This window comes from Paenibacillus sp. FSL R7-277 (assembly GCF_000517965.1).
Classification (GTDB): domain Bacteria; phylum Bacillota; class Bacilli; order Paenibacillales; family Paenibacillaceae; genus Paenibacillus_AQ; species Paenibacillus_AQ silagei.
Genome location: NZ_ASPX01000026.1, coordinates 1 through 25,303 on the forward strand (window position 1 = coordinate 1; position 25,303 = coordinate 25,303).

Here is a 25,303-nt window from a genome sequence, read left to right on the forward strand (position 1 = left end):
ACCGTTCATCCTCCTCCTATATCTAGTCTACATTTTTGTGGGGGAGGACTCCAACTTCTTTAGGGGGCTGTGGAGACATTCGGTGCGGCAGAGGTGTGTGGGCCGGATATGGTCGAAAAACCGACTACATTCGGAGCGGCGGAGGTGTATGGGCCGGATATGGTCGAAAAACCGACTACATTCGGTGCGGCAGAGGTGTGTGGCCCGGATATGGTCGAAAAAGCGACTACAATGGGGATGCCGCAGGCATTTTGTTCTGGCATTATGGAGAAGATTATCACTCTAGCAGTACTGGTTATAAATGGCTTGTTTCCTTGAGACGTTTATATTATGTCTACATCTGTCAGACTTTGTCCCTACATTGAATATGCATGATTAGAGGAATATGACATAATGTGATATTTAATTCAATAATATAACAAATAATAACAAATTAACCTTCAGTAAATATCTATCATATGACATCTTATGGACTATATTAAAAATATAGGGTCAGATGTATTATTTAAGATGTAATCGGCCGATTAACAATGGTTGGAAAGGCGGAAGAATTGTGAAAATTAAAAAGTTCCTGTCTGTTCTTCTTATCTCTGCTGTCGTATTGATACCATCGGCTTCCGCATTTGCCGAAGAAAATAGTCAGTTATCTGAAGTCCGGCCAATGGTAGTTGGAATTGGAGATACCCAGTCCACTGCAATAAGTTTATTATTAAATGGAGAAGGTGGAGTATTAGGCGGGGTTATTTACGATCTCTTTATTCAAAATTCCACAGAAAAAGATTGGTTTAAATGGACTAATACTACTTCTACTTATAAAAGAGTATATGCGACTGTAGGAGGTTTTACTGGGAACGGACCGACAAGAGCTGGTTATAAAATTAATTATAATAATGGTTTTGGTGAAACCCAATTGTTTTATACAGAAAAGGCGGGTACAACAGAATCACAAACCTTTGGTAACATTTTTGTGCCACCAGGAGCAACAGTATATATCGTTGTAGATGCTCCGAACTTTAGTTCACCACCTGCTTACCATTTGAATTTTTCTGCATACGAAGTACTCTAATATGAGCTGAATATTTAGTAGGGCTGTCCCAATGGGATAGCCCTCTGTTTTTAAGTGGGCTCGAAGCGAGGACTTGGGTGGACGCTCCAAGGACGGACCGTTGTTCAAATGTACATAAATCAACTCTATCGAATAAAGTTATGTCTGCATAACTTGCGGACTAAAATCTGCCCACTGTTTTAATGAATCTACTTTATTTACTTTGCCCTACAGTAAATACAGCCCTAAAAGGGATGAAGATCATTGACGATGCTGCCGGTACTGTGCATCGCCCAAAATTTCTGTGATATTTTTAACATCTTAATTTTTAATTTTATTGCTAAATTAAGGATGACATCTCATCCACAGTTTGCTTGGGAAAGTGCGGAATTACACAGAATTTTCACATTTTGTCGTTTTCATGGAAGCTTTCCTTCTATTGAAATAACACCGCACTGTCGCATATAAAGAAACCTGCATAAATCTATAAAGAACTGTGATTTCCTGAGCGTGGAAAATGCAAGATATGTCACTTCGCGACTTGCAAAATCAAGTTACAATCGCTCTAAAAAGTCAAAAGGATGTACTAAGAAAGGGGTTATGTCGGTGGTACAATTGCCAATAGTAAATGAACTGGGATTCTTTGAGATTCGTCTGGAATCCATTGGAGGCCTGGGCGCGAACCTGGCAGGTAAAATGCTGGCGGAAGCAGGAGTGGTCGGCGCAGGGCTGAACGGCGTCAGCTTCTCATCGTACGGTTCGGAGAAGAAGGGGTCTGCGGTTAAGGCTCACATCCGCTTCTGTGATATGGATACCCATATCCGCGATACTTCACCAGTCGAGCGTCCGCATGTTGTCGGCGTATTTCACGAAGCACTTGCCAAGACCGTGAATGTAACCAGCGGAATTCATGAACACAGCACCGTTCTTGTGAACTCGGCCAAGACGCCGGAAGAACTCAGAGAGCTGCTGAAGATGAAGGCCGGCACAATTGCGGTAATCGATGCTACCAGCATCGCACTCAAGGAGAAGAACCGTGTTAACATGGCCATGCTCGGGGCGCTGTTCCGGCTCTGCCCGTTCCTGGATACGGATATCATGAAGGGTGTCATTGAGAAGTCGCTCGGCAAAAAATATCCGCAGGCCGTCCAGTCGGCCATCACGACCTTCGAGCGCGGCTACAATGAAGTGAAATTCATGCAGTTCGAGCTGGCTGCCGGCGACAGCATGCCGGAATATGTCCGTTCCGATATCTCGGCTCTCGGTTACGAGACTCAGCCGATGGGTGGTACGATCACCAACCCGGGCAGCAGCTTCCTGAAGAATCTCAGCATCTCCCGTTCCGGTATGCTTCCGGCATTTGAGATCGAGTCCTGTATCAACTGCGCACAGTGTGACACGGTATGTCCTGACCAATGCTTCGTGTGGGAAGAGCGCCTGGACCGCAAGGGCCGTTCGCAGATGTTCCTGCTCGGTATTGACTACCAGTACTGTAAAGGCTGCCTGAAATGCATCGGTGCCTGCCCGACCTCGGCATTATCCAGCATGAGGGAGAAGGAAGGCTATGCGGACAGCCATGCCGTGAAGCATCAGTTCGATCTGGTAACTCCAGTCTAAAACCCGGAAGAAAGGTGGAATACATTGTGGCTATTGATTATGAAAAAGAACTAGGCTCCGCCAAGGTGGAGCAGAAATTCCTATACGAGTCCGGCAATGAAATGGCGGCCTATGCCGCACATCAGATTAACTATCATGTCATGGGTTATTTCCCGATCTCCCCATCGACTGAGGTGGCTCAGTTCCTCGATACGATGAAAGCCAGCGGCCAACACGATATTATGCTGGTACCGTCCGACGGCGAGCACAGCTCCGCCGGGATCTGCTACGGTGCTTCGACGGCAGGCGGCCGTGTGTTCAACGCAACCAGCGCTCAAGGGTACATGTTCATGCTGGAGCAATTACCTGTACAAGCAGGTACGCGGATGCCGATGGTCATGAATCTGGTCTGCCGTTCGATCTCAGGACCGCTGAATATTCACGGAGACCATTCCGATCTGTATTTCGCCCTGAACACCGGCTGGCCGATCCTGATGTGCCGTGATCCGCAGTCGGTCTATGATATGAACCTGATGGCGCTGAAGCTGGCGGAACACGCCAAAGTCCGGCTGCCGGTGATGGTAGCCTCTGACGGTTACTTCACCTCGCACCAGAAGCGCCGGGTACAGGCTTTTGCCCACCGTGAGGATGTTCACAAGTTCGTTGGCGAACAACCGCCTGCCGGCTTCACCGATACGCTGGACCGTAACAATCCGGTCACTGTGGGACCTTACATGAATGAACCGGATTACATCAACAACCGCTATCAGCAATCCGTTGCGATGTACAATGCGGGTGAAGTCTTTGAAGAAATCGCCCAGGAATTCGCAGAGCTGACCGGACGCCATTATGAGATGATCGAGCAGTACCGGATGGAGGATGCCGATGTTGCTGTCTTCCTGATGAACTCGGCTTCGGAGATCATTAAGGACGTAGTGGATCAGCTCCGTGAGCAGGGAATCAAGGCAGGGGCAATCTCCCCGAACATGATCCGTCCGTTCCCGCAGAAGCAGATTGCTGAAGCACTGAAGCATGTCAAAGCCATTACTGTAGGTGACCGTGCCGATTCGGTTGGCGGACACGGCGGTAACATGGTGAACGAGATTAAGGCTGCACTGTTCACTTACGGCAATACAACGACTAAGGTGATTAGCCGGATCTACGGTCTGGGCGGTAAAGACTTCTATGCCGAAGACGGGCATCACTTCTTCCAGTTGGCTATGGATGCTGTTGTTGCGGACCGTGTAGAGATTCCGTTCGATTACTATGGCCATAATCCGGGAGCGCCGGAGAATGCGCCGAAGCGCCTCTTGAAGCCGATGGACTTCGATAAGCTGAAGACCGGCCTGATCACGGTAACCCGGAACGAAGAAACCGGCAAGCTGAGTGTCAGAGTTCCGCCGGTCCGTTCGCTGATGAAGAAGCCGAGACGTCTATCTCCAGGGCACGGCGCATGCCCGGGCTGCGGAATTTTCTCCGGGCTGGAGCTGTTCTTCAAAGGGATCGAAGGCGATATCGTAGCGCTCTACCACACCGGCTGCGCGATGGTAACGACTACCGGATATCCGTATTCCTCCCATAAATCGACGTTCATCCACAATCTCTTCCAGAACGGCGCAGCTACGCTGTCCGGTGTGGTTGAGATGTTCTGGGAACGCAAACGCCGCGGTGAGCTTGACGGGCTGGGGCTGAAGGAAGACTTCACGTTCGTTATGGTTACCGGCGACGGCGGGATGGACATCGGGATGGGACCTGCAATCGGTGCAGCGCTGCGCGGCCACAAGATGATCATTGTGGAATATGATAACGAAGGATATATGAATACAGGGGCGCAGCAGTCCTATTCGACACCGCTCGGACACCGGACTTCCACCTCAAGCATCGGCAAAACCCAGCAGGGCAAGGTGACTCAGCACAAGGATACAGCGCAGATTATGGCGGCTACCAATATTCCCTATGTCTTTACCGGCTGTGAAGCTTATCCGCAGGATATGCTGAAGAAGGCGGCGAAGGCCCAGTGGTATGCGCAAAATGAAGGTCTGGTCTACGGCAAGATTCTCATTGCCTGTCCGCTGAACTGGATGAGCGACGACAAGGACGGCACAGATATCGTGTCCCTGGCTGTCGAATCCTGCTTCTTCCCGCTCTATGAAGTAGAGCAGGGAATTACGAGTATCACCTATAACCCGGAAGACAAGGACAAACGGATAGAAGTATCCGCCTGGCTTAAGACGATGGGCAAGACCCGCCATCTGCTGAAGCCGGAGAATGAACCGGCCCTGCGCAGCTTCGAGGGTGAAGTACAACGCCGCTGGAGCCGCCTCAAGGCGAAGCATGAGCATCCAGACTTGTAAGGTGTAAGGTCTATTGGAGTCTTAGCATTCATAAGCAAGCAATAGCTAAAGTTAGTACCCGCCCGGCAGAGTCACTCTGCCGGGCTATTTTGCAGCTATAACTAGCCCGGAAGAATATTATAAAATAATTATGTAACATGATATAGTAACGAGGGGAAACGCAAATGAAAAAAGTCGCTTCCAAGAAGCTGGCAACTCTATCGATGGGATAGTTCACCTACAATGAAAGGTTAGGCGGGAGTAACATGGCAACGGTATTCTTAATCATTATTTATCTGGCGTTCATCAGCCTGGGACTGCCGGATTCGATGCTTGGGTCAGCCTGGCCGATTATCCGGCTGGATTTCGGGGCGCCGGTTGAGCTGGCCGGACTGCTGTCGATGATAGTAGTCGCCGGGACGATTATCTCAAGCTTGGCCAGCAGTGTGGTGCTGAAGCGGCTCGGGACGGGGATGGTTACTTTTATCAGCGTGGCGGTAACCGCTCTGGCCCTGCTAGGCTTCTCTTATTCCTCTTCCGTCGTGTGGGTGGCTCTCCTGGCCTTGCCGCTGGGTCTGGGAGCCGGTTCGATCGACACAGGGTTGAATAATTATGTGGCGACTCATTACAAAGCGCATCATATGAGCTGGCTGCACTGTTTCTGGGGGATAGGGGCTATGCTGGGGCCGATTCTGATGTCGCGTTATATTGCTAATGGCGAGTCCTGGAGAACAGGATTTTTCGCGGTCAGCATGATTCAGTTCGCGTTAGTCGTGGTACTGTTCTTCAGTCTGCCGCTGTGGACAAAGGTAAGCAAACGGGGCGGCCAGCAGCCTGTAGAGAGGTCTGAGAAGTTAGATTCCCGGCCTCCGGCCGTTCCCGCTGAGGGTAAGGTGCTCCGCATCCCGGGCGTGAAGCTGGCGATGCTCACCTTCCTGTTCTATTGCGGAGTGGAAGCTACGGTGGGGCTATGGGGCAGCAGTTATCTGGTGAACGTCAAGGAGGTATCCCCGGCAACGGCTGCCGGATGGGTCTCACTCTATTATGGCGGAATCACGGCCGGGCGGCTGATTACCGGCTTCATTACCTTCCGGTTCAGCAACCGTACGCTGATTCGCGGCGGGCTGGCGATCTCACTCGCGGGCTCGCTGCTGCTGGCCTTGCCGCTGCCGGATGTGTATTCACTGGTCGCCTTTATTCTGATTGGCCTGGGCTCAGCACCGATCTTCCCCTGCATGCTGCATGAGACGCCCGCCCGGTTCGGAGCGGAGCATTCGCAGAAGATTATGGGGTATCAGATGGCCTTGGCTTACACCGGCGGTGCGTTTCTGCCTCCACTGTTGGGTTGGGCGGCGGCACGGAGCACCTTCATGATTCTCCCGCCGGCAATGATTGGGTATATCATAGTGATGATAGTAAGCTCTGAAATCATTAACCGGATGATGAGCAAACGACAAGGAGAGGTGAGGCTGTAATGAGATTCATAGAGTGGCAGGATGGAGTATGGAGCAATGAACCGGTGTCCAGCAGGACCGCGGACGGTCAACTGGTGGCCCATGCAGCGAAGGGCAGCGATTACTGGGAAAAGACGATGTACGGCTTCCAGCATGACAATGGTCATGTGCTGCTTGCCCCTTGGGATAAGGCAGAAGCGGTAGAGATCAGCTTTGCGCTGGACGGGTTCACGGAGCTGTACGACCAGGCAGGTATTATGCTATGGCACAGCGGTGAGCAATGGATCAAAGCCGGTATTGAGGTGAATGACGGGGTTCCCCATATAGGTGCAGTCGTGACGGACGGTTACTCTGACTGGTCATTGTCCCCTGTGCCCGAGTGGAAGGGCGAAGTAATTACCCTGCGGGCTTCAAGGATGAAGGATGCGGTAATCCTCAGAGCGCGAACAGAGAATCATCCCTGGCGGACTATCCGCGTTGCCCGGTTCCCTTATGAGACTGGCAGCCAGGCGGGACCCTTCCTGTGTGCTCCAACGCGGGCCGGGTTTCAGGTCACCTTCACACGCTGGGCGGCTACAGCACCCGATGCAGACGTTCATACAGACCCGCCAATTGTATAGACTCTTCCGGCAAAAGCAAAACCGCCGCTGCGCGTATCTTTCACGCGCAGACGGCGGTTTTGCCTTTTACAATATACTATCTTATAGACCGGAGAGGCAGACAAGACTATCTTTTTCTGCTGCGCACCATTGCGGTAGGCCCGCACATTTCATCCCGGACGGAATAAGTGTAGATATGGTGAGGGACCGGAACACAGTGGTGGCGTCTGACGACCTCGACATGGTGGACCACCTGGACCACCTGGGGATGATAGTAATCTTCATATACAACCTGTGTGGGATCTGTAACCGTTTCAGCAGGACATTTCGGACAATTTCTCATTACACTCAGCTCCTTCGCAGTGGACTTATGCCAGTATACGCGTTATGCAGGAGCCTGCTTGTTCATTCGTCTAGATTCCGGCAAAATAGGTGTCCGGCCATGCTGCGTCTCACGAACGCTTGTAGATCTCGCGCATGACATGGCGCAGCTCGGGCAGGATCAGCCGTTCCATGGCCAGCTTGATCGCACCGGTGGAGCCGGGCATGGAGAAGACAGCGGTACTGCCGATCGTCCCGGCAATGGCCCGGCTAAGCATGGCGGCAGAGCCGATATCTTCCGTGAAGCTCAGCAGCCGGAAAATCTCCCCGAAGCCCGGCAGCGACTTGTCCAGCAGAGAGGCTACGGCCTCATAGGTGGTGTCACGGGGGGAAATGCCGGTCCCTCCGGTCAGAAGCACAGCTTCGATACCCGAATGAACGGAGCTTTTGTAGACCAGCTCCCGGATATCTTCATAATCATCCTTGACGATGGTGCGGCCGGTCACGGTATAACCGGCGGCTTCCAACAGACTCTGGATCAGCGGACCTCCGGTGTCCGTATCGATGGTGCGGGTATCCGAGACCGTTATGATGTAGCAAGCGACTGAATCCGGGGCTTCGCTCCGGTGTTCTTCGAAGGATGATATACGAACCAACTCCTTTTTGTATCTGCTGTGCAGCTTATATTTCCCATGATAGGGGATGGAAGCGGCAATAACAAGCTCCCCGGGGGAAGCTGATGTATGCCTCACCAGGCAGGGCCGCCTTGCACAGAGGCGGTCATTGTAGTACACTCGCTACCATAACCGATTGAGGCAGGGAGAGAGCAAACTTGGAACAGTCATTACCAGTATATATCTTGTCGGGATTTCTCGGCAGCGGCAAGACCACATTACTACAGCGTCTTTTGGATCATTGGAATCATCAGGGCCTCCGGCCGGCCGTGATTATGAACGAGCTGGGTGAGGTGAATCTGGACGGCTTGCTGGTGGAGCAGTCTGTGCCGATGGCAGAGATGCTGGGCGGCTGTATCTGCTGCACCAGCAGGGGGGACTTAAGTACGGAGCTGACCACGCTGGTCAAAAAAGAATCGCCGGATGTAGTTATCATCGAGGCTACAGGCGCAGCCAACCCGCTGGAGATTGTGGATGCAGTAACGGAGACTTCGCTATATCAGCAGGTGGAGCTGAAGGGGCTGATTACCGTTGTCGATGCCGCCCATCTGCTGGAGCTGTATCGCTCCCAGCAAGGGGCTACCTACCGTCTGATGCAGGAGCAGATCCGCTGTGCATCCGTCCTGATCCTGAACAAGACAGACCGCATTCAAGCCGCAGAGATTGCAGAGATCTCGGAGGTGCTGCGTAAGTGGAATGCGTATGCGGAGATTCTGCCGGCGGTACGCTGTGAACTGGAGCCAGAAGCGCTGCTGGGCAGTGTGGGAGCCGTTCATATGGAAGACCGGCCTGAGGGCGGGGAGCATACGGAGGGCGGAGCTGAAGGGGTGATGCATGCTTCGCATGATCATGTGATGGCTTACACGCATTATTTCCAGAATCCCGTGAACAGCGAGGAATTCGAACGGTTTGTGAAGGAGCTGCCGCGCGATGTGTACCGGGCCAAGGGGATCGTAACTTTTACCGATACCTCCAGCCGGTTTCTGTTTCAGTACGCCTACAGAGAAGCGGATTTCATGAGAATTACGCCCCAGGGCGAGGTGCCGGATGTTGCGGTATTCATCGGTGAGCATTTCTCCTCCGGTGAGCTGCGCAGGGAGCTTCTGCGCCTGGAGAGACGTCTGCTGACCAGACCCGCAGCGGTCAAACGAAGCCTATAGTTAACCATCTGCAGTTCCTTATGAATGGTTCGTTCTTATTCTTGCAGGTTAATACATAGGCATACCCTATACTAATTGCAGGAGGTTGTAAGGCTATGACCCGAATTCAATATCAGGAATGCATTAATGCTTTGATTAAATGTATGGATGCCTGTAACTATAGCTATGTCTCAAGCCTCAAGGAATATGATCTGGCCGATCTGCGGGAGAGCATCCAGCTGGACCGTGAATGCGCAGACATCTGCTCCTTCGCTATTCAGGCGATGACCCGGAGAAGCCCGTTCGTGGCCGAAATCCTCAAATTATGTGCTGACATCTGTGACCGCTGCGCGGACACAAGCAGCCGTCATAAGCATAACCATTGCCAGGATTGCATCGATACCTGCCGCAATGCAGCCATGGCCTGCAGAAGGGTCAGTGAAGCTGTTGAAGTCTACGCCTGATATCACCCTTTAGGACTAACTTATATAGCATCGAATACTTAACAGGAACCAGGGCGGGTGCGGATTTTTTTCTGCACAGTTCTGGTTTTTTCAATGTGAATTTCATGGATCTGGGAAAATAAAAAGGAGAATAAAGCCATTCCGGCGAATGTTACATAAGAGAATAATCAGGCTGCCGTTCGATGCGGCCCATAGGCATGCACGAATGGAAGGAGGCCTGGAAGCCACGAATGCAACATCTCTAATTACAATTACCGAAGGAAGCAAGCGCTATGGAAGCCGCCCGGTACTTACCGGAATATCGATGACAGTTCTTCCCGGCACGGCCACGGCTCTGATCGGCCGTAACGGGTCCGGCAAGAGTACGCTGTTATCCATCCTCGCGGGGCTGCTGAAGCTGTCCTCCGGTGATCTTACCTGCGACCGTCGGGCGATAACTACAGGTTATGCACCCGAGGCATTTCCCGGCTTGAAGCTCACCGCCGAGGACTATCTGCGCTGTATGGGCCGGATTGCCGGACTCTCCGAAGCGGCTTCGGCGTCCCGGATCAACGAACTGTTGCAGCTGTTCAGTCTAGAAGCCTACCGCACTCACAAGCTGGCAGGCTTCTCCAAGGGAATGCTGCAGAAGGTCAACCTGATCCAGAGCCTGCTCATCCGGCCGCAGCTGCTGTTGCTTGACGAGCCCCTGTCGGGACTGGATCTGCCGGCACAAGAGACGCTTATCGAAATACTGCTGGAGCTGAAGGCGGAGGGGACGGCACTCGTATTGTCCGTTCATGAACCGCAGATCATCGAAGCTGTCGCGGATACCGTATATGTATTACATGAAGGACAGACTATCCGGACGATTCATGGAGCAGAGAAGCTGAAGAGTGCTTCAGCAGTGAATATCGTCTATACGACACTGACGGGACAAGCCCAGCGGGCTCTGGAAGCCTTGCCTGGAGTCATCCATGTGCTGCCGGAGCCGGACTTCGCCGGTACAGCGTGTACAGGGTTGACTGTAGAACAGAAAATGTCAGATACCTGCCTGCTGCAGATTCTTGCTGCGGGCGGTTCCATAGTTTCAGTGAAGCCTCTCGGGGGATTAAGTGACCTGGCCGAGTGGATGGATCCCAAGGATCAGAGCGGGAGTGGACGCGGGTGAAAGGGCTAATCGGTTATTTTTTGCACAGTTATACAGTCTCCCAGCGGTTCTTCGGACCGGTTGCCGGTGTAATTATTGCGGTATTAATTCTCTATTCCTATAAGCCTAATCCGGTCATGAGCAGCTACTCGGCTACGGCAGTCTTTCTATTCATAGCCTGTGCGTGGCTCGGCTTAAGCTTCCTTAACCATGAGCAGGCGGTGCAGAGGCAGGTGGTTATCGTTCAGCTCCGCAGTGCCCGACGCTACAGTATGGGGGGGCTGCTTACAATGGTCCTGCTTACGCTGCTGCTGGATGTAATCATTGTTATGTATCCCGTCTTAACCGGAAGCTTCCATGAACCTGCCGGACTTCAGCGGATCTTGCTTGGTTTGGCCGGACATGCTCTAATGGGGTTATTAGGGATTACACTCTCCTTGTACCTGCAATCCTCGTGGGTACCACGGGCTGGATATGCGGCCGGAATGATGCTGATCCTCCTCATTCTATCTATTAGCGCCGGTAAAGTGGCTGAAGTGGTGCCAGGGCCCGTTGTATCCATTCTCCTGCCGCCGGTCTATCCGGTCATGGACAGCATGATGAATGCAGAGACTCTGCCAGTGTCCTCCGTGCTAGGAGCCTATGCCCACGCGTTGGCGTACATAATATTGCTTGCCGGATTCTACATTTACCGTTCCGGCCGAATGGACTATAACAAAACAATATAAACTCAAATATGATCAGATCAAGAACGGGAGGAACGATGAAGGATACACAAATACCGGAGAGTGAACAATCCAAAGAGCTATTTGCTTATTTCGGGCTGGCTGTCTACTATTGCCAGGCGCTGGAGCAGCAATTAACGAATCTGCTGCTGCTGACGAAGCTGTCGCAGGGCAAGACGCCAACTGACGCCGAAATCGCAGAATTGTATCAACGCAAGCTTAGCAATTCACTCGGCCAACTCATCAAAGAAATCCAGCATCACTTCCCCTTCTCTGAGGAAGAGACGAGTCAATTGCAGGCTGTATGGAAGGAACGCAATCATATTGTCCATGATTACTTCAAGGAACGGATTCAAGAGACCTTCACCCCAGCCGGCCGGGCCCATATGATCCGTGAACTGAAACGCTTTAAGAACAAGGCGAGCCGGCTGGAGATTAAGCTGCAGGGCTATTGTACAGAGATGTACAGCAAGCTGGGCCTTGAAGAAGAGCATATTCAATAAGGCATCCAATGAAATATAGCTAACCTTACGAGAAGACTCCCCCTAACGCAGCAAGACTGCGCCAGAGGGAGTTTTCTTTGGTTATACGAGCTGAGCGTAATATTGGGCCGGATGTAGGCGAAAAACCGAATACACTAATGCCCCCGAATACGCCGGTTGCTCCGAAGTAGGCGGATGAGTATTGTGGGGAGGGGGTCCACCGACACAAGCTGTGTGGCCCCCTAAAGTTCTTACATTCTCTGCCCGCAGGATGATTCAGATGATTGGATTGGATTAATTAGTCTTTAGAGAAGTGGCAGACAGCGCCTCCTCCAGCTCATGCAGTCCGCAGGAGTGGACGATGTCCGGCGCGAAGCGGATCGCAGAGGCTCCGGTCGAGCGTTGCAGCGAGGAGAAGGCCCTGGTCAGCGCTGGGAGCATGGAGCGTTCAAGCGTCTCTCCGGCCTCCCACCACCAGCGGACGATGGTTAGAACACCTGTCTTCTTGTTCATCACCGGCTCCAGCCGGCCGATGAAGCGGTCGCCGTAGAGGAGGGGGAGGACATAGTATCCGTATTCCCGTTCAAGCACAGGCTTGTAGACCTCCCAGCGGTATTGAAAGTCGAACAACTGGAGGATCAGCTCTCTGTCCCATAACAGATTGTCCAGCGGAGCCAGTGCCGCTGCGAAGGAGGCCGCTCCTCCGGCATGACCGGCCTCACCCTCATTACCAGCCTGCGGCCCTACTGCGGACTCATCTGCACCTGTAGTATCATCTTCAAGCAATACGGCTTCAAGCTCAGGGACGTCTGCTGTGCGGATGTATAGCGGTAGCTTCAGGCCGTCCACCTGTACCTCGCGGAGCAGGTCCTTCTGCAGCAGCCGCTGCACGGACGCTGTCCGCTCTTTGCTCTTCAGGCCTGCGATGCCAAGCCAGCCGTCCCCGGACCGGTTCCATTGCAGGCCGATGCTGCCGATCCGGCGCAGCACATACCAATCGTGATGCTGCTCCAGCGTCTCGTTAGGATCGCTTGCGCTTAGCAGTTCAGGAGGCAGCAGCTTGGCCGTATAATCGTAATAACGGCGGGTGTGCACCCGGTGATGGATGGATAGCTCGCCCCAAAAGTACATGCTCTCCATGGCAGCCCGGGAGAGTCTTGCTGGAGCCCAGGACCAGTCGATCTTCTCCGTACTCTCCAGGTCCAGTGACGAGAGTGGCCCTCGTGCATCCAGCTCCGCACGGACATGGGTAATCATGGCCGCCATGGCCTCGTTATGCTGATGCCTGGCAGCAGATTCCCTGCGTCGCTGGAAATACGGCCAGTCTTCCGTGCAGTAGATCGACATGTTCTTATCCCAACCGTCAATCAGCAGTCTGTCCTTATATAGCAGCTCATTGGCCATCTCGGGCACGAAGCCTGGGATTCTCGCCTGAAGCACCAGCTCGTGGTTATGTCCGGCTATGCTGAGCGGATCATACTGAATACAGCCTACATGCCGGACGAAGTCATAGATGCTCTGCTTACCGCCGGGCAATCCGTCCGGGACAAGCCGCTGATGGCGCAGCAGGAACAGCCGGGCCTGCCGCTTGCTAAGACTGTAGGTTATCATCATCTTCACCCCATCCATAATATGTATTGCTCCATTATACAGAACAAACGTTCTGATATCAAGTGAAAGACACCCCCTGATGCCTTCCTGCGTCAGGGGGTGTTCTTATTGTAATGTATGATAGGTATATGCGGTTGCCCGTCATTAGGCTAAGTTGCTGTCCTCAAGCAACTGAATTAGATCTGCTCCAGCGATGGCCGGAGTACAGCGGAAGAAGCATGGTCCCCGGATAGAGGAGCTGCCTCGCCTGAGCCGTTCCCGGCTCCTGCACCCAGTTGAAGCTGATACATGCGGAAGTACCTGCCGCCCTGCGCCATCAGCTCATCATGGTTGCCGCGTTCAACAATCTGGCCCCGGTGCAGCACCAGAATCTGGTCCGCACTACGGATGGTTGACAGCCGGTGGGCGATGATGAAGGTGGTCCGGCCTTTTTTCAGCACCTCCAGCGCCTGCTGGATAATGCTCTCAGTCTCGGTATCGATGTTGGACGTTGCTTCATCCAGAATCAGGATCGCCGGATCGAAGGATAAGGCTCTAGCGAAGGAGATCAGCTGCCGCTGTCCGGCGGACAGGGTGCTGCCCTTCTCAATGACCGGTTCATCGAAGCCTTGCGGCAGGTGAGCCAGCAGTTTATCGGCCCCTACCTCACGCAAGGCGCGTTCGACACGCTCTCTAGAGATCCGCTCGTCACCCAGACTGACATTGGAGGCAATGGTTCCGGTGAAGAGGTACGGGTCCTGAAGCACGATGCCCATATGACTGCGCAGCCATTGCTTCGGCAGATCCTTGACCTTTTGCCCGTCGATCGTTATGCTTCCCTGCTGCGGATCATAGAAGCGGAACAGCAGGTTAATGATGGAGCTTTTGCCGGAGCCGGTATGGCCCACAAGGGCGACGGTCTCGCCCGGGCGCGCCTCGAAGGAGATATCGCGCAGGACGAAGTCCTTTTTATAAGCAAAGGAGACATCCTTGAACACGACATTTCCCTTGTAACGCGGCATCGATCCGTCAGTGACGGGCTCTCCGGGCTCATCCATCAGCGTGAACACGCGGCCTGCAGAGACCATCGAGCTGTCCAGATTCGCCAGCTGGTTGACCATCCCCGTAATCGGCTGGAACATCCGGCCCAGTACATCGACGAAGGCATACAGGACGCCAAGCGATACGAAGGTCGACCCGTCCAGGCTACCGAAGCCGAAGTACCACAGCACCAGCACGAAGGAGAGGCTGCGCAGCGAGTTCACCAGGTTGTGGGAAGTGAATGCGTTCAGGTTGAGCATTTTGTTCTGATATTTCAGATAGTCGTCATTGAGCTGCTCGAATTCAGCGCTACTCTGCTTCTGGCGGCGAAAAATCCGGATGATCGACATCCCCTGAATCGATTCGTTGATAATGGCATTAATCTCACTGAGCCGCGAGCGGATGATCGTGTTGTATTTGGTAGCGATTTTGCGGTACAGCACGATCCAGAGAATAATAATCGGCACGATGAACAAGCTGACCAGTCCCAGCTTCACATCGAGCAGGAAGAGCGCTACATAGACACCGGTGATATTAATGATTCCTGTAGCGAAGTTGGATAACACGGCAATGAACAGATCCTTGACCGCTTCAGTATCGTTGGTTACCCGGGAGACGACCTTGCCGGCAGGCAGATTATCAAAGAAATAGACCGGCAGGCGCTGGATATGGGCATAGACATCGGTCCGCAGCTTGCGGATGACCTGATTGGCAGACGATTGCAGCCAGTAGGTTTTGCCGAACTCAGCAATAATAGAGATCACAAGGAACATGGCGTATAGAGCAACCAACTGATAGATTCCAGGAAGCTCCGGCTTGTAAAAGGAAAACAGATCACCCGCCGACAGCTTGACAGCCGGATAGGCCGTCGTCTGCTCGCCGTATTTGATCTGGAGCTTCCCGTCTGCGAAGCTGCGCTCGCCTTCGGCCTTCGGTACCGCTTCATTGATGAAGTAGAAGCTTCTGCCCGCCTGAAGCAGGCGGACCTCCTGGCCCTTGGCTTCACCTGCGGCAAAACGGTCACCGCGTTTGTAATAAGTGTTGTTATATACCGCAGCATCCTCCGGCAAGGCTGTCTGGAAGTAGGGCTTCTCAATCGCAAGCAGATGATTGTCAATCATGCTCTTGGCGATAAAAGGCCCTGCCAGCTCAGCCGCTACTCCGATGGTCAGGAGCAGAAGGGCGGCGATGAAGGTCTTTTTGGCGGTCAGTGCATATTGCAGCAGACGTTTGCCTGTACTCTGTGTCAACGGTGACACCTCCTGTATGGGGTTATTCATTCGTCAGATTATTCTCGACCTGCTGGCGGTCGAACTGCTCACGGTACCAGCCGTTCAGTTCCAGCAGCTCCTGGTGTGTACCTTGTTCTGTAATATGCCCGTCTTCGAGGACAACGATCAGATCGGCATGCTCAATCGCCGAGAGGCGGTGGGTGGAGATGAGCGTGGTTTTGCCGCTGCGCTCCTCGCGGATGTTCTCGATGATCTTCGCTTCTGTCCGCGCGTCAACGGCAGACAGGGCATCATCCAGAATCAAAATATCGGGATTCGAGATGAAGGCGCGTGATATGGAAACACGCTGCTTCTGTCCCCCGGAGAGGGAGACGCCGCGTTCGCCAACCATTGTATCCAGCCCGTCAGATAAGGTACCAAGGTCATTCTGGAAGGCGGCGGCGGTAATCGCCTGCATGATCCGCTCATCGCTAGCCCCGGAGTATCCGAACTGGATATTCTCGCGCACCGATTTGGAGAAGAGAATCTGCTCCTGCGGCACATAGCCCATCCAGCTGTGAAGCTGGTCGAGGGCGATCTGGGTGATCGGCACACCGGAGATCAGAATCTCGCCTGTGCCCGCCGGGTATTCATGCAGCAGCTGCTTCAGCAGCGTCGATTTGCCGCTGCCGGTCCGTCCGACCACGCCAAGCGTCTGGCCTTGGGAGAGGGATAAGCTGACTCCGCTGAGATTATCGATGGTAGAGGTCGGATACCGGAAGGTTACATCTTTCAGCTCGATGGTGGTCGGCTGGGCTACGGGAACCGGATGAGGCACATCCTCGACATCAGGCTTCGCATTCAGCGTCTCGTCGATCCGCTCCAGTGAAGCGCCGCCGCGCTGCATGATATTAATCAGCTCACCGATGGCGAACATCGGCCACACGATCATCCCGAGGTACATGTTGAACGACACCAGATCGCCCAGCGTAATCTGATTGCGGAATACGAGATAGATTCCGTAGGTAAGGGCGATGATATAGCTGAGACCCACGAACAAGCGGATTGTCGGCTCGAAGAAGGCATCGACCCGGGCGACCGCCATATTTTTGCGGTACACATCATCTGTAATGTCAGAGAAGCGCTTCTCATCGTGCCGCTCCTGCACATAAGCGCGGATGACACGGATGCCCGATACGGATTCCAGTACCTGGTCATTCATGTCGCCAAAGGCATCCTGCGCCAGACTGTAGCGGTCGTGGATCGCTTTGCCGTAGAACACCATGGCTACCGCAATCATCGGAAGCGGGATGACGGCGGCCAGTGTCAGCTTCCAGCTGACCAGGAACCCCATGGCGAACAGGACGACCGTGAGATATACGGTGGAGTCGACAAGAGTGAGCATCCCGAAGCCTACGGTTGCGGAGACGGCGCGGATATCGTTGGTGGCGCGGGCCATCAGATCGCCGGTGCGGTTACGCTCGAAGAAGGCGGGGGTCATCGTCATGAGATGATTCATGAACCGCGAGCGCAGCAGGCGCTCCACCAGATTAGATCCCCCGAACAGCTTGTGCATCCATATGTAGGTGATCCAGTAAATGATCAGCAGCATAAGTACGATCAGGCCAATGTATTTCATTAGTGAACCTGCAGTGATGGCGCCGGTGACGATTTCGTCAATGGCGTTGCCCAGCAGGCGTGGAGGCAGGAGTTCTAACACACCTACCACAATAAGAAGGATGAGACCAATAGTATAGCGCCTTTTTTCCCGACGGAAGAACCAGCCGAGATTTCGGAGTACGGAGAACAAGGTGAATCCCTTCCTTTCGTGCTTGAAGTAATTTCGAAGTTAGCTTGTTTAACGGAACATTTACGGACATTTCGCAGCGGATCATAACCTCATAGCACACGAAAAAGCGTACCATCCGAAAACGGATGATACGCCTCTAATTGCGGTTATCATGTCCACGGTGCTATAAGCAGCACAGAGACATGTGAGAGATAAGTTAAGCCTGTTCTCATACGTTACGCGTAATACGCATGAACCTCAGGAATTCTCCACTGCTCGGGCTGCTTCGGTATTCAGTTGGGTATAGTTTTCTACAATAGTGGCGAGGTATACCATATCCATATCCATATTCAACACCGAGATCACCCTTTCTTCATTTTGGTAATTACTTGAAGACGTTTCGTTATGTTTCGAGTTTATCATCACACTTTAAGAATTGTCAAATTTAAATTTTGTGGTGGAGACGGCACCTTGCCGTAATACCGCTTCGATTTGGTGAATTGAAGTTTTTTGGGTATGATTGGGGTAGAGGGGAGGAGTGGAGAGATGAACATATTAATTAGTCCGGAAGCAGCCGCCTGGTTCAAAAGAGAACTGAGCCTCCAGGAGGGCGCATATATCCGGTTGTTCCCCCGGTACAGCTCAGGCGGAGGCCTGCATCCCGGCTTCTCGCTGGGCATTGCTACCGAGCAGCCTGGACGTCCTGCTGTGCAGTTCGGGGAAGGCGGCTTGACCTTCTATATGGAGGAGCAGGATCTGTGGTATATGGAGGGGTACAATTTGTCGATTGTCTATTCTGAAGCAGAGGATGACATCGAATATAAGTATGAGCCTGTGCCGGTGGCATAAGGGAGAGCTGGAGCGAATGGCAGATCCCGGCACTGCCGGGGATGCGGAACAAGCCCTTGCCGTCAGGCAAGGGCTTGTTCCAAAATATAAGAATTTATAGGTTACACACCATAACTTATCCTACTATTTCTCGCTGAAACGGTACCGTCCTATAAAAGGACGGTCAGGCCGTGTCCAGTTGTACACACCAGGCCAACGAAGCTGCTCGCCGCTCAGGTGACGCGATCAGTGCGAGCTGCGGAAGGTCTCTTCCTCCATGGCGAACTCGAAATCATCAATGTCATATACCTGGACGGGAACTCCGCCTTCGATGATGCGCTGAATCAGCTCGAACTGGTCGGTCAGAATCGGCACCTTCTCACGCTGGGACGCCAGCAGCAGCTCTGTCTCAATCGGATCGAACGCTTCGCCGTAGGAGGCATTGTCGATGCTGTTGATGATGGTAATCTGCGCGTGTCCGCCGAGGAGGATGCCGGAGCTTTTGGCCCAGGGGATATTCAGGCAGCGGTTGATCTTCTTGGCATTGAGCGGCTCCTCGAAATAGTTGATCAGCTCGCGGATTCTGAGTCTGACATGCTTGTCATCATCCGCCTGGCTCATCACCGGCTCATCGCTGTCCCGCAGCTCGTAAAGCTCCATAATTGTGGTATAAGGGACTATATATTCTACAGGGCTCCGCGGGATGAGAAGCTGGCCGTAAATCGCCATCATGACGGCTTCCGTCACAAATTGTCTGGGCATCATTATCCTCCTGAATTTCGGTACTGCAACCGTAACTGTTTAAAAATAATAAAACACTGCAGCGCGCAAATGTCAACTGCACCCTGATGAAGAATGAATTGGAAAGGACTTGACACGCTGTGAAACCTTGGAAATCTTATTATACCTTTGTTCGGCCGTATATGAAATGGATTGTGCTCACTCTGATCATCGGGATGGTCAAATTCAGCATTCCGCTGACGCTGCCGATGATTCTCAAATATGTAGTTGATGAGCTGCTGGGTAATCCGACATTGACGATAGCGGAGCGGGTCTCGAAGCTGATGACGGTAATCGGCGGGGGCCTGATTCTGTTCGTGATTGTCCGCGGGCCGGTGGAGTATTACCGCCAGTATTTCGCCCAGCTGATTACAAGCAAGGTCCTCTTCGATATGCGCAATAAGCTCTACGGGCATCTGCAGCGGCTGTCGCTGCGTTATTACCAGAATACGAAGGTGGGCGAGGCCATCTCCCGGTTCATTAACGATGTGGAGCAGTCGAAGAACCTGGTTGAGGTCGGAATGATGAATGTCTGGCTGGATATGTTCACCCTGCTCTTCGCGCTGGGCTTCATGCTCTATCTGAATCCGGTGCTGACGCTGGTGGCGATTGCCATTCTGCCGCTATATGGGATTGCTGTCAATACGCTGTACAAGCGTCTCAAGGTGCTGACCAAAGACCGGTCGCAGGCACTTGCCGTCATTCAGGGCTATCTGCATGAACGGATTCAGGGGATTGCGGTCATCCGCAGCTTCACGATGGAGCGGGTGGACCAGCGGCAATTCGAGGAGATCAACGGCAAGTTCCTGCAAAAAGCGCTCGCGCAGACGCGTTGGAATGCCTTCACCTTCGCGATTATCAACACCCTGACCGATATTGCTCCGCTGCTTGTCATCGGATACGGGGGATACCAGGTCATCCAGGGCAATCTGACGCTCGGGACCTTCGTGGCCTTCTTCGGCTATCTGGACCGGATGTATGCGCCGCTGCGCCGCCTGATCAACTCCTCGACCGTGCTGACCCAGGCTTCGGCATCTCTTGAACGTGTGCTGGAGCTGCTGAATGAGCCGTATGATATTGTCGATGCTCCGGGCGCGAAGCCGCTGCTGAAGGCAGCCGGGAAGATCGAATTCAGCAACGTGTGGTTCAAGTATAGCGACGAGCACGAGTGGGTGCTGCGGGACATTAACCTGAGCATTGCTCCGGGCCAGACGGTGGCTTTTGTCGGAATGAGCGGGGGCGGCAAATCCTCGCTGATCAGCCTGATCCCGCGCTTTTACGATATCAGCGAAGGCAGCCTGCGCATGGACGGCCACGATATCCGCGGGCTGACCCAGGAGAGTCTGCGGCAGACGGTGGGCATGGTGCTGCAGGATAATTTCCTGTTCAGCGGCTCGGTACGCGACAATATCCGGTTCGGGAACCCGGAAGCGGGGGAAGAGGAGGTGATGAAGGCGGCGGTGTCTGCGAATGCCCACGACTTCATCATGCAGCTGCCGGAAGGTTATGATACCGAAGTGGGGGAACGGGGTGTGAAGCTGTCCGGCGGACAGAAGCAGCGCGTGGCGATTGCACGGGTATTCCTGAAGGACCCCAAGGTGCTGATTCTGGACGAAGCGACCTCCGCGCTGGATCTGGAGTCTGAGCATCTCATCCAGCAGGCGCTGCAGTCCCTGGCATCTGAGCGGACGACGCTGATTGTGGCCCACAGGCTGTCCACGATTACCCATGCCGACCAGATTATCGTGCTGGAGAACGGGGAGATCACCGAACGCGGCACCCATGAAGAGTTAATGGGACTTGCGGGGAGCTACGCCCGGCTGTTCAACGTTCAGCGGCTGGATGCATAACGCGGATATACTATTCTTAGTCCAATAAAAGAGGCTGCAAGTCCACCCGCATAGGTGGGCTTGCAGCCTGTTTCGTCTTGCCTTGGTCTTGCGGTGGATACCGGCTTACATCCGGCCAATCAACAGCGACAGGATGCCGGCGGCAATCAGCGGTCCCACGGGAACGCCTTTGAACAGAGCCACTCCAAGGACGGTTCCTATGAGAAGCCCGGCGACGATGGTCGGCTGGCTGCCCATGAGCATGGCTCCGCGTCCGCCCAGATAAGCGACCAGGACGCCAACTCCGATGGCGGCCAGGGATTTCCAGTGCAGGAACGACTGTCCGACGGTCTGGAGGGAGATCTTCCCGCTGGCCAGCGGCGTCATGACCCCGATGGTCAGGATAATAATGCCGACGGTCAGCCCATATTTCTCCAGCCAGGGAAAAGCCTGCTGAAGTCCCAGCACACGGATCAGCAGCAGAACGACCATGGCAATGGTAATCGGTGAGTTGCTGCTGATGACACCGAGCGCTGCCAGACCCAGCAGCAATAACGAGGTTATATCCATAGCTTGGATACACTCCTTCTCTTAAGTAAGCCTTGTACTCACAATATGATCGGCAATCAGCTTGCCGTGCCCCCGCCCGCTCTCGATGAATACCTCGTTGGCATTCCGTCCGGAAGCGATAACCCCGGCGACATAGATGCCCGGTATATTACTCTCCATGGTAGCGGGGTTAAAGGCTGGTTTATCCATAGAGTCATCCATCTGCACCCCGGCAGAGGTGAGCAGGGCTCTGCTGGGACGGAAGCCGGTCATCGCCAGCACGAAGTCATTATCCAGTTCGGTAGGTTCCCCGTTCACAGAGGAGGTTACCAAGACCGAGGCCGGGGTGATCTCCGTGACGCGCGATTCCAGATGCAGCGTTATGCTACCCTTTTGCACCATACTCTCGAAGATCGGACGTACCCAGGGCTTGATATTGTCCGAGATACTGCTTCCCCGGTAGACCATATCCACCTTGGCGCCTACCCGCAGCAGCTCCAGCGCAGCGTCCACTGCTGAATTACTGCCCCCGATTACAGCCACCTTCATGCCGGAATAAGGATGTGCCTCGCCAAAATAATGCGTGACCTTCGGCAGCTCCTCCCCGGGAATCCCGATCAGGTTAGGCTGGTCGAAGTAACCGGTAGAGATGACTACGTTCGCTGCGCTGCGCTGCTGCTCCTCGCCGCGCTTGTTGACCGTATGTACAACGAAGCTGCCATCCTCCTGCGGCAGAACGGACAGCGCTTCTTCATAAGCGGCAATCTCAAGCTGATGCTGCGCGGCCGCACGGCGGTAGTAGACCAGCGCCTCATGGCGGTAGGGCTTGTCATTCGGAGAGGTGAAGGGCACATCTCCAATCTCAAGCAGCGGGGTGGTGCTGAAGAACTGCATGTTGGTCGGATACAGGTAGATGGAATGGACAATGAAGTTCTTTTCCACAATCAGGCTGGAGAGCCCTTGACGCTGGCATTCGATGGCTGCAGACAGTCCGCAGGGACCGGCGCCGATAATAATAACGTCTAGCATAATATCTATGTCCTCCTAAGGTAGTATTCTATTCAGTAAATGGTACCTTATATTTTTGTTTTTTGCCATGGCCGGCGAATTCCGCAAATTGGGGATTGATCAGATGTCAAGATGGGTATATAATTAGATATATATCTAAAGTATGAAATGGCAGTTCCCCCAGACTGCCTGACGAATATCCGTAGGAGCGTGATCCCGCTTGCAGTTAGACAAAATTGTCGCCTATCACAAAGCTTTATCCGATCCCACCCGGCTGCGCATTCTTCTGCTCCTGTCCCGGGGCGAGGTTCACGGTCACGCCTTAGCCGAGAAGCTGAATCTGTCACAGCCTACAGTGACCCATCATGCAGCCAAGCTGCGTGAAGCTGCTCTCATTCAGGAGCGCAGAGACAAGAACACTGTATATTTCAAGCTGAATCCCGAGTTTATCCAGTCAGGCTCTGAGGCCTCGCTGAAATTTATTTTTGCAAAGGGGGTGGAGGAAATGGAGGAAGAGTCGCCTGAACACAGTCTGAAGGAGTCGGTGCTCCGTAATTTTTTTGCCAAAGACGGACGGCTGCGCCAGATTCCCGCACAATACAAGAAGAAATTAATCGCGCTGCAATATATGGTGGAGAAGCTCGAGCCGGGTGTGGTCTATTCGGAGAAAGAGATCAACGAGTTCATTAAGCCGTTCCACGATGATTATGCCACAATCCGCCGCGAGTTCATTATGCACCAGTTCATGTACCGGGAGAATGATAAGTACGAGCTTAACCCGCCGGAGCTGTGGACTCACTGGGAAAATGTCAAATAATGATCTAATAAATGGGGATTTTTTATGACAAGTGCGAAACTGCTGATTAAATGTTCAAATAACGAATAAAATGGAATTGTAAGCGTTATCTGACATAACTTCGAAAGGAGACCTTCAGTATGATATTCAAACGTGCCAAAAAAAACTTGCAACCCGTTCATCCGACCGTTACCTTGCCGCAGATCAAGCAGGCTGTAAGGCAATTTGAAGAAGATATGCCCGCTCCCATTAACCGTACCGCTCTGATCCAGGAAGATAAGAGTATTGACCTGAACCGGCTCAAACGATATTTAGGCGGAGTCCCGCAGCAGAAATTCTATATGTCCAGCGAGACCTTTGAGATTTTTGAAGAATCTGACAAGCTGGTGCCGTACTACCTCGACATGGTTCAATCGGCGGTAGACAATTATATCAGTGACACCGGCAAGCTGCCGCTGCTCGAAGACGCCTGGCTCCCTGAGGTTCATTACCGGCTGTTGTCCACCGAGCGTTATCTGAAGGAGACACCGCCGTTCCCGCTCTACATTACCGACGAGGAAATGATGCTCACGCACCGGGCAGAGCATTTTGAACATCTTGAATCCTGAAAGCTCTGCGTACCTGATTCCCCTATACAGGCCATTCTGACGAAGGAGAGGTTATCCTTCCGGGCGGAATGGTCTTTATTTTGCTCCCCGGAGCGTAGTACAATAAGCATCTGGTGTTTTGACTGCAGAAATGGAAGACAGAAGGGGAGCGTATACATGAGAGAGGTACAAGCGTTGCTGTTTGATCTGGATAACACCCTGATGGACCGTGATCAGACCTTCCGCAGCTTCAGTACGAAGTTTGTTCAGGATTTCCTGGGACATCTTAGCGAAGAGCAGGCCGCGGAGGTTGTAGAGGATATGATTATCAGGGATGCTGACGGATACCGGGATAAGGATGGGTTCTTCGCGGAGCTTAGCGAGGTTCTTCCTTGGGAGAAGGCATTGACCACTGCGGACATACGGGCCTATTATGACGAGACCTATATCCGTCACGGGGCGATGATGAAGCATGCGCTGGAGACACTGGAGTATTGCCGGGACCGGGGATATCCGCTGGGACTGGTCACGAACGGCGGCACAGATATTCAATATGGCAAAATCGATCTGCTCGGACTCCGCGGCTACTTCCGCACGATCGTCATTTCGGGTGAAGCCGGGATCAGCAAGCCTGATCCAGAGATCTACCGGTTAGCCCTGGAACGTCTGGGTTCCACGGCAGAACAGACTGTATTCATCGGCGATCATCCGGTGAATGATATCTGGGGGGCGGCGCAGAGCGGGATGGATACGATCTGGCTGAAGCGCAACCACCCTTGGGATGAATCACTGACCGTGAAGCCTCTCGCTGTCATTCAGGAGCTGGAGGAGCTCCGGGGTATTATTTAAGCAAGTTAGGTCCACTGTTGACAAACGGTATCCGGGCCGTATATTATTACAGCATATTATTTCGGAAGGAGACGATGTCAAATGGTAGTTTATACTAGCGGTTCAGGATTGGTTGCTACTGTTGTGGATACGTGTCTTCCGGGAAATGCGGCTGTGGAGTAATAATTGATCCCCAGCTTCGCAGGTAAGCTCTATGATGCCTTCTAGAGCCGCCGGGAACCGTATCGGTTCCGGCGGCTTTTTTGCGTGTGCAGGTCTGCTGCATCACGCCCGGATAGTGGATTCTGCTCTTCTCGCGCAGAGGAGCAGACTCACTACCCTGGAATGACTCTGCCCGCAGCGGACGGTCTTTGCTGTACAACAGCAAAAGCCGGACCGCGGCCGAGTCTGCCTCTGCCGCCGGAACCTTTGGGTTCCGGCGGTTTTTTGTGTGCGCATGTGGAGCCAATGCTGCCCGGAGATACATGGATGTGTGATAAGCGGAG

25 protein-coding genes are annotated in these 25,303 nt (G+C 53.2%); 16 read left to right on the forward strand and 9 right to left on the reverse strand.

Annotation, left to right across the window (positions count from 1 at the left end):
- Positions 1-69 precede the first annotated feature (69 nt).
- The 6 genes from C173_RS10305 to C173_RS10330 all read left to right on the forward strand — a co-directional run bounded on the left by C173_RS10305 (position 70) and on the right by C173_RS10330 (position 7,048).
- The gene (locus C173_RS10305; RefSeq protein WP_036724563.1) at positions 70-318 is read left to right on the forward strand and encodes a hypothetical protein; all 249 of its coding nucleotides are present in this window, start codon (positions 70-72) and stop codon (positions 316-318) included.
- A 235-nt stretch (positions 319-553) separates the two neighbouring features.
- Positions 554-1,066, forward strand: a complete 513-nt coding sequence (locus tag C173_RS10310) for a hypothetical protein (RefSeq protein ID WP_036724565.1) — start codon at positions 554-556, stop codon at positions 1,064-1,066.
- Between the two features lie 585 nt (positions 1,067-1,651).
- On the forward strand, positions 1,652-2,662 hold the full coding sequence (locus C173_RS10315) for a 2-oxoacid:acceptor oxidoreductase family protein (protein WP_036724606.1): 1,011 nt from the start codon (positions 1,652-1,654) through the stop codon (positions 2,660-2,662).
- A gap of 26 nt (positions 2,663-2,688) precedes the next feature.
- Positions 2,689-4,995 (forward strand): thiamine pyrophosphate-dependent enzyme, encoded by a 2,307-nt coding sequence (locus C173_RS10320; protein WP_036724568.1) that lies wholly within the window; start codon positions 2,689-2,691, stop codon positions 4,993-4,995.
- Between the two features lie 245 nt (positions 4,996-5,240).
- The gene (locus C173_RS10325) at positions 5,241-6,449 is read left to right on the forward strand and encodes an MFS transporter (protein ID WP_036724570.1); all 1,209 of its coding nucleotides are present in this window, start codon (positions 5,241-5,243) and stop codon (positions 6,447-6,449) included.
- Entirely contained in the window at positions 6,449-7,048 is a 600-nt protein-coding gene (locus C173_RS10330; protein WP_036724571.1) for a DUF1349 domain-containing protein, read from the forward strand. Before C173_RS10325 ends, C173_RS10330 begins: the two co-directional genes overlap by 1 nt.
- A gap of 106 nt (positions 7,049-7,154) precedes the next feature.
- Here C173_RS10330 and C173_RS33620 read toward each other — a convergent pair whose 3' ends face one another.
- Together C173_RS33620 and C173_RS10335 are read right to left on the reverse strand one after the other, a co-directional pair.
- A complete protein-coding gene (locus C173_RS33620) occupies positions 7,155-7,370 on the reverse strand; it encodes a hypothetical protein (RefSeq protein ID WP_081751113.1) in 216 nt (71 codons plus the stop codon).
- 109 nt (positions 7,371-7,479) lie between these two features.
- Positions 7,480-7,995 carry a MogA/MoaB family molybdenum cofactor biosynthesis protein gene (locus C173_RS10335; RefSeq protein ID WP_081751114.1) on the reverse strand — a complete coding sequence of 172 codons (516 nt, stop codon included), beginning with the start codon at positions 7,993-7,995 and terminating at the stop codon, positions 7,480-7,482.
- A 185-nt stretch (positions 7,996-8,180) separates the two neighbouring features.
- On the opposite strand from C173_RS10335, the gene C173_RS10340 reads away from it, so the two are divergent.
- The 5 genes from C173_RS10340 (at position 8,181) to C173_RS10360 (ending at position 11,982) form a co-directional block, all read left to right on the forward strand.
- Positions 8,181-9,182 carry a CobW family GTP-binding protein gene (locus tag C173_RS10340; RefSeq protein WP_036724573.1) on the forward strand — a complete coding sequence of 334 codons (1,002 nt, stop codon included), beginning with the start codon at positions 8,181-8,183 and terminating at the stop codon, positions 9,180-9,182.
- Positions 9,183-9,277: 95 nt separating this feature from the next.
- A complete protein-coding gene (locus C173_RS10345) occupies positions 9,278-9,625 on the forward strand; it encodes a four-helix bundle copper-binding protein (protein WP_036699084.1) in 348 nt (115 codons plus the stop codon).
- 205 nt (positions 9,626-9,830) lie between these two features.
- Positions 9,831-10,775 carry an ATP-binding cassette domain-containing protein gene (locus tag C173_RS32820; RefSeq protein WP_162174684.1) on the forward strand — a complete coding sequence of 315 codons (945 nt, stop codon included), beginning with the start codon at positions 9,831-9,833 and terminating at the stop codon, positions 10,773-10,775.
- Between the two features lie 20 nt (positions 10,776-10,795).
- Positions 10,796-11,482, forward strand: a complete 687-nt coding sequence (locus C173_RS10355; protein ID WP_235191849.1) for a hypothetical protein — start codon at positions 10,796-10,798, stop codon at positions 11,480-11,482.
- A 35-nt stretch (positions 11,483-11,517) separates the two neighbouring features.
- The gene (locus C173_RS10360) at positions 11,518-11,982 is read left to right on the forward strand and encodes a hypothetical protein (protein ID WP_036724577.1); all 465 of its coding nucleotides are present in this window, start codon (positions 11,518-11,520) and stop codon (positions 11,980-11,982) included.
- Positions 11,983-12,255: 273 nt separating this feature from the next.
- Here C173_RS10360 and C173_RS10365 read toward each other — a convergent pair whose 3' ends face one another.
- The 3 genes from C173_RS10365 to C173_RS10375 form a co-directional block, all read right to left on the reverse strand.
- A complete protein-coding gene (locus C173_RS10365) occupies positions 12,256-13,590 on the reverse strand; it encodes a DNA glycosylase AlkZ-like family protein (RefSeq protein WP_235191850.1) in 1,335 nt (444 codons plus the stop codon).
- A 158-nt stretch (positions 13,591-13,748) separates the two neighbouring features.
- The gene (locus C173_RS10370) at positions 13,749-15,842 is read right to left on the reverse strand and encodes an ABC transporter ATP-binding protein (RefSeq protein ID WP_036724581.1); all 2,094 of its coding nucleotides are present in this window, start codon (positions 15,840-15,842) and stop codon (positions 13,749-13,751) included.
- Between the two features lie 22 nt (positions 15,843-15,864).
- Positions 15,865-17,613: an ABC transporter ATP-binding protein gene (locus tag C173_RS10375; RefSeq protein ID WP_036724583.1), complete on the reverse strand. Its 1,749-nt coding sequence runs from the start codon at positions 17,611-17,613 to the stop codon at positions 15,865-15,867.
- Between the two features lie 525 nt (positions 17,614-18,138).
- Here C173_RS10375 and C173_RS10380 point away from each other — a divergent pair.
- The gene (locus tag C173_RS10380) at positions 18,139-18,441 is read left to right on the forward strand and encodes a HesB/YadR/YfhF family protein (RefSeq protein ID WP_036724585.1); all 303 of its coding nucleotides are present in this window, start codon (positions 18,139-18,141) and stop codon (positions 18,439-18,441) included.
- A gap of 225 nt (positions 18,442-18,666) precedes the next feature.
- Here the strand turns inward: C173_RS10380 and C173_RS10385 are convergent, their stop codons facing one another.
- Complete coding sequence (locus tag C173_RS10385) at positions 18,667-19,182, reverse strand: hypothetical protein (RefSeq protein ID WP_036724586.1); 516 nt, start codon at positions 19,180-19,182, stop codon at positions 18,667-18,669.
- Between the two features lie 119 nt (positions 19,183-19,301).
- Here C173_RS10385 and C173_RS10390 point away from each other — a divergent pair, with 119 nt between their 5' ends.
- A complete protein-coding gene (locus C173_RS10390; protein WP_036724587.1) occupies positions 19,302-21,050 on the forward strand; it encodes an ABC transporter ATP-binding protein in 1,749 nt (582 codons plus the stop codon).
- Between the two features lie 105 nt (positions 21,051-21,155).
- Here the strand turns inward: C173_RS10390 and C173_RS10395 are convergent, their stop codons facing one another.
- Both C173_RS10395 and C173_RS10400 read right to left on the reverse strand, forming a co-directional pair.
- The gene (locus C173_RS10395; RefSeq protein ID WP_036724588.1) at positions 21,156-21,599 is read right to left on the reverse strand and encodes a DUF441 domain-containing protein; all 444 of its coding nucleotides are present in this window, start codon (positions 21,597-21,599) and stop codon (positions 21,156-21,158) included.
- Positions 21,600-21,620: 21 nt separating this feature from the next.
- Positions 21,621-22,607 (reverse strand): YpdA family putative bacillithiol disulfide reductase, encoded by a 987-nt coding sequence (locus tag C173_RS10400; RefSeq protein WP_036724590.1) that lies wholly within the window; start codon positions 22,605-22,607, stop codon positions 21,621-21,623.
- Between the two features lie 199 nt (positions 22,608-22,806).
- Between C173_RS10400 and C173_RS10405 the strand changes: the two genes are divergently transcribed.
- The 3 genes from C173_RS10405 (at position 22,807) to C173_RS10415 (ending at position 24,818) form a co-directional block, all read left to right on the forward strand.
- On the forward strand, positions 22,807-23,403 hold the full coding sequence (locus tag C173_RS10405; protein ID WP_036724591.1) for a DUF2087 domain-containing protein: 597 nt from the start codon (positions 22,807-22,809) through the stop codon (positions 23,401-23,403).
- Between the two features lie 119 nt (positions 23,404-23,522).
- Positions 23,523-23,990, forward strand: a complete 468-nt coding sequence (locus C173_RS10410; protein ID WP_036724592.1) for a DUF3939 domain-containing protein — start codon at positions 23,523-23,525, stop codon at positions 23,988-23,990.
- A 156-nt stretch (positions 23,991-24,146) separates the two neighbouring features.
- The gene (locus C173_RS10415) at positions 24,147-24,818 is read left to right on the forward strand and encodes an HAD family hydrolase (RefSeq protein WP_036724593.1); all 672 of its coding nucleotides are present in this window, start codon (positions 24,147-24,149) and stop codon (positions 24,816-24,818) included.
- 115 nt (positions 24,819-24,933) lie between these two features.
- On the opposite strand, the gene C173_RS34950 is transcribed toward C173_RS10415, so the two are convergent.
- The gene (locus C173_RS34950; protein WP_235191851.1) at positions 24,934-25,179 is read right to left on the reverse strand and encodes a hypothetical protein; all 246 of its coding nucleotides are present in this window, start codon (positions 25,177-25,179) and stop codon (positions 24,934-24,936) included.
- Positions 25,180-25,303: the final 124 nt, after the last annotated feature.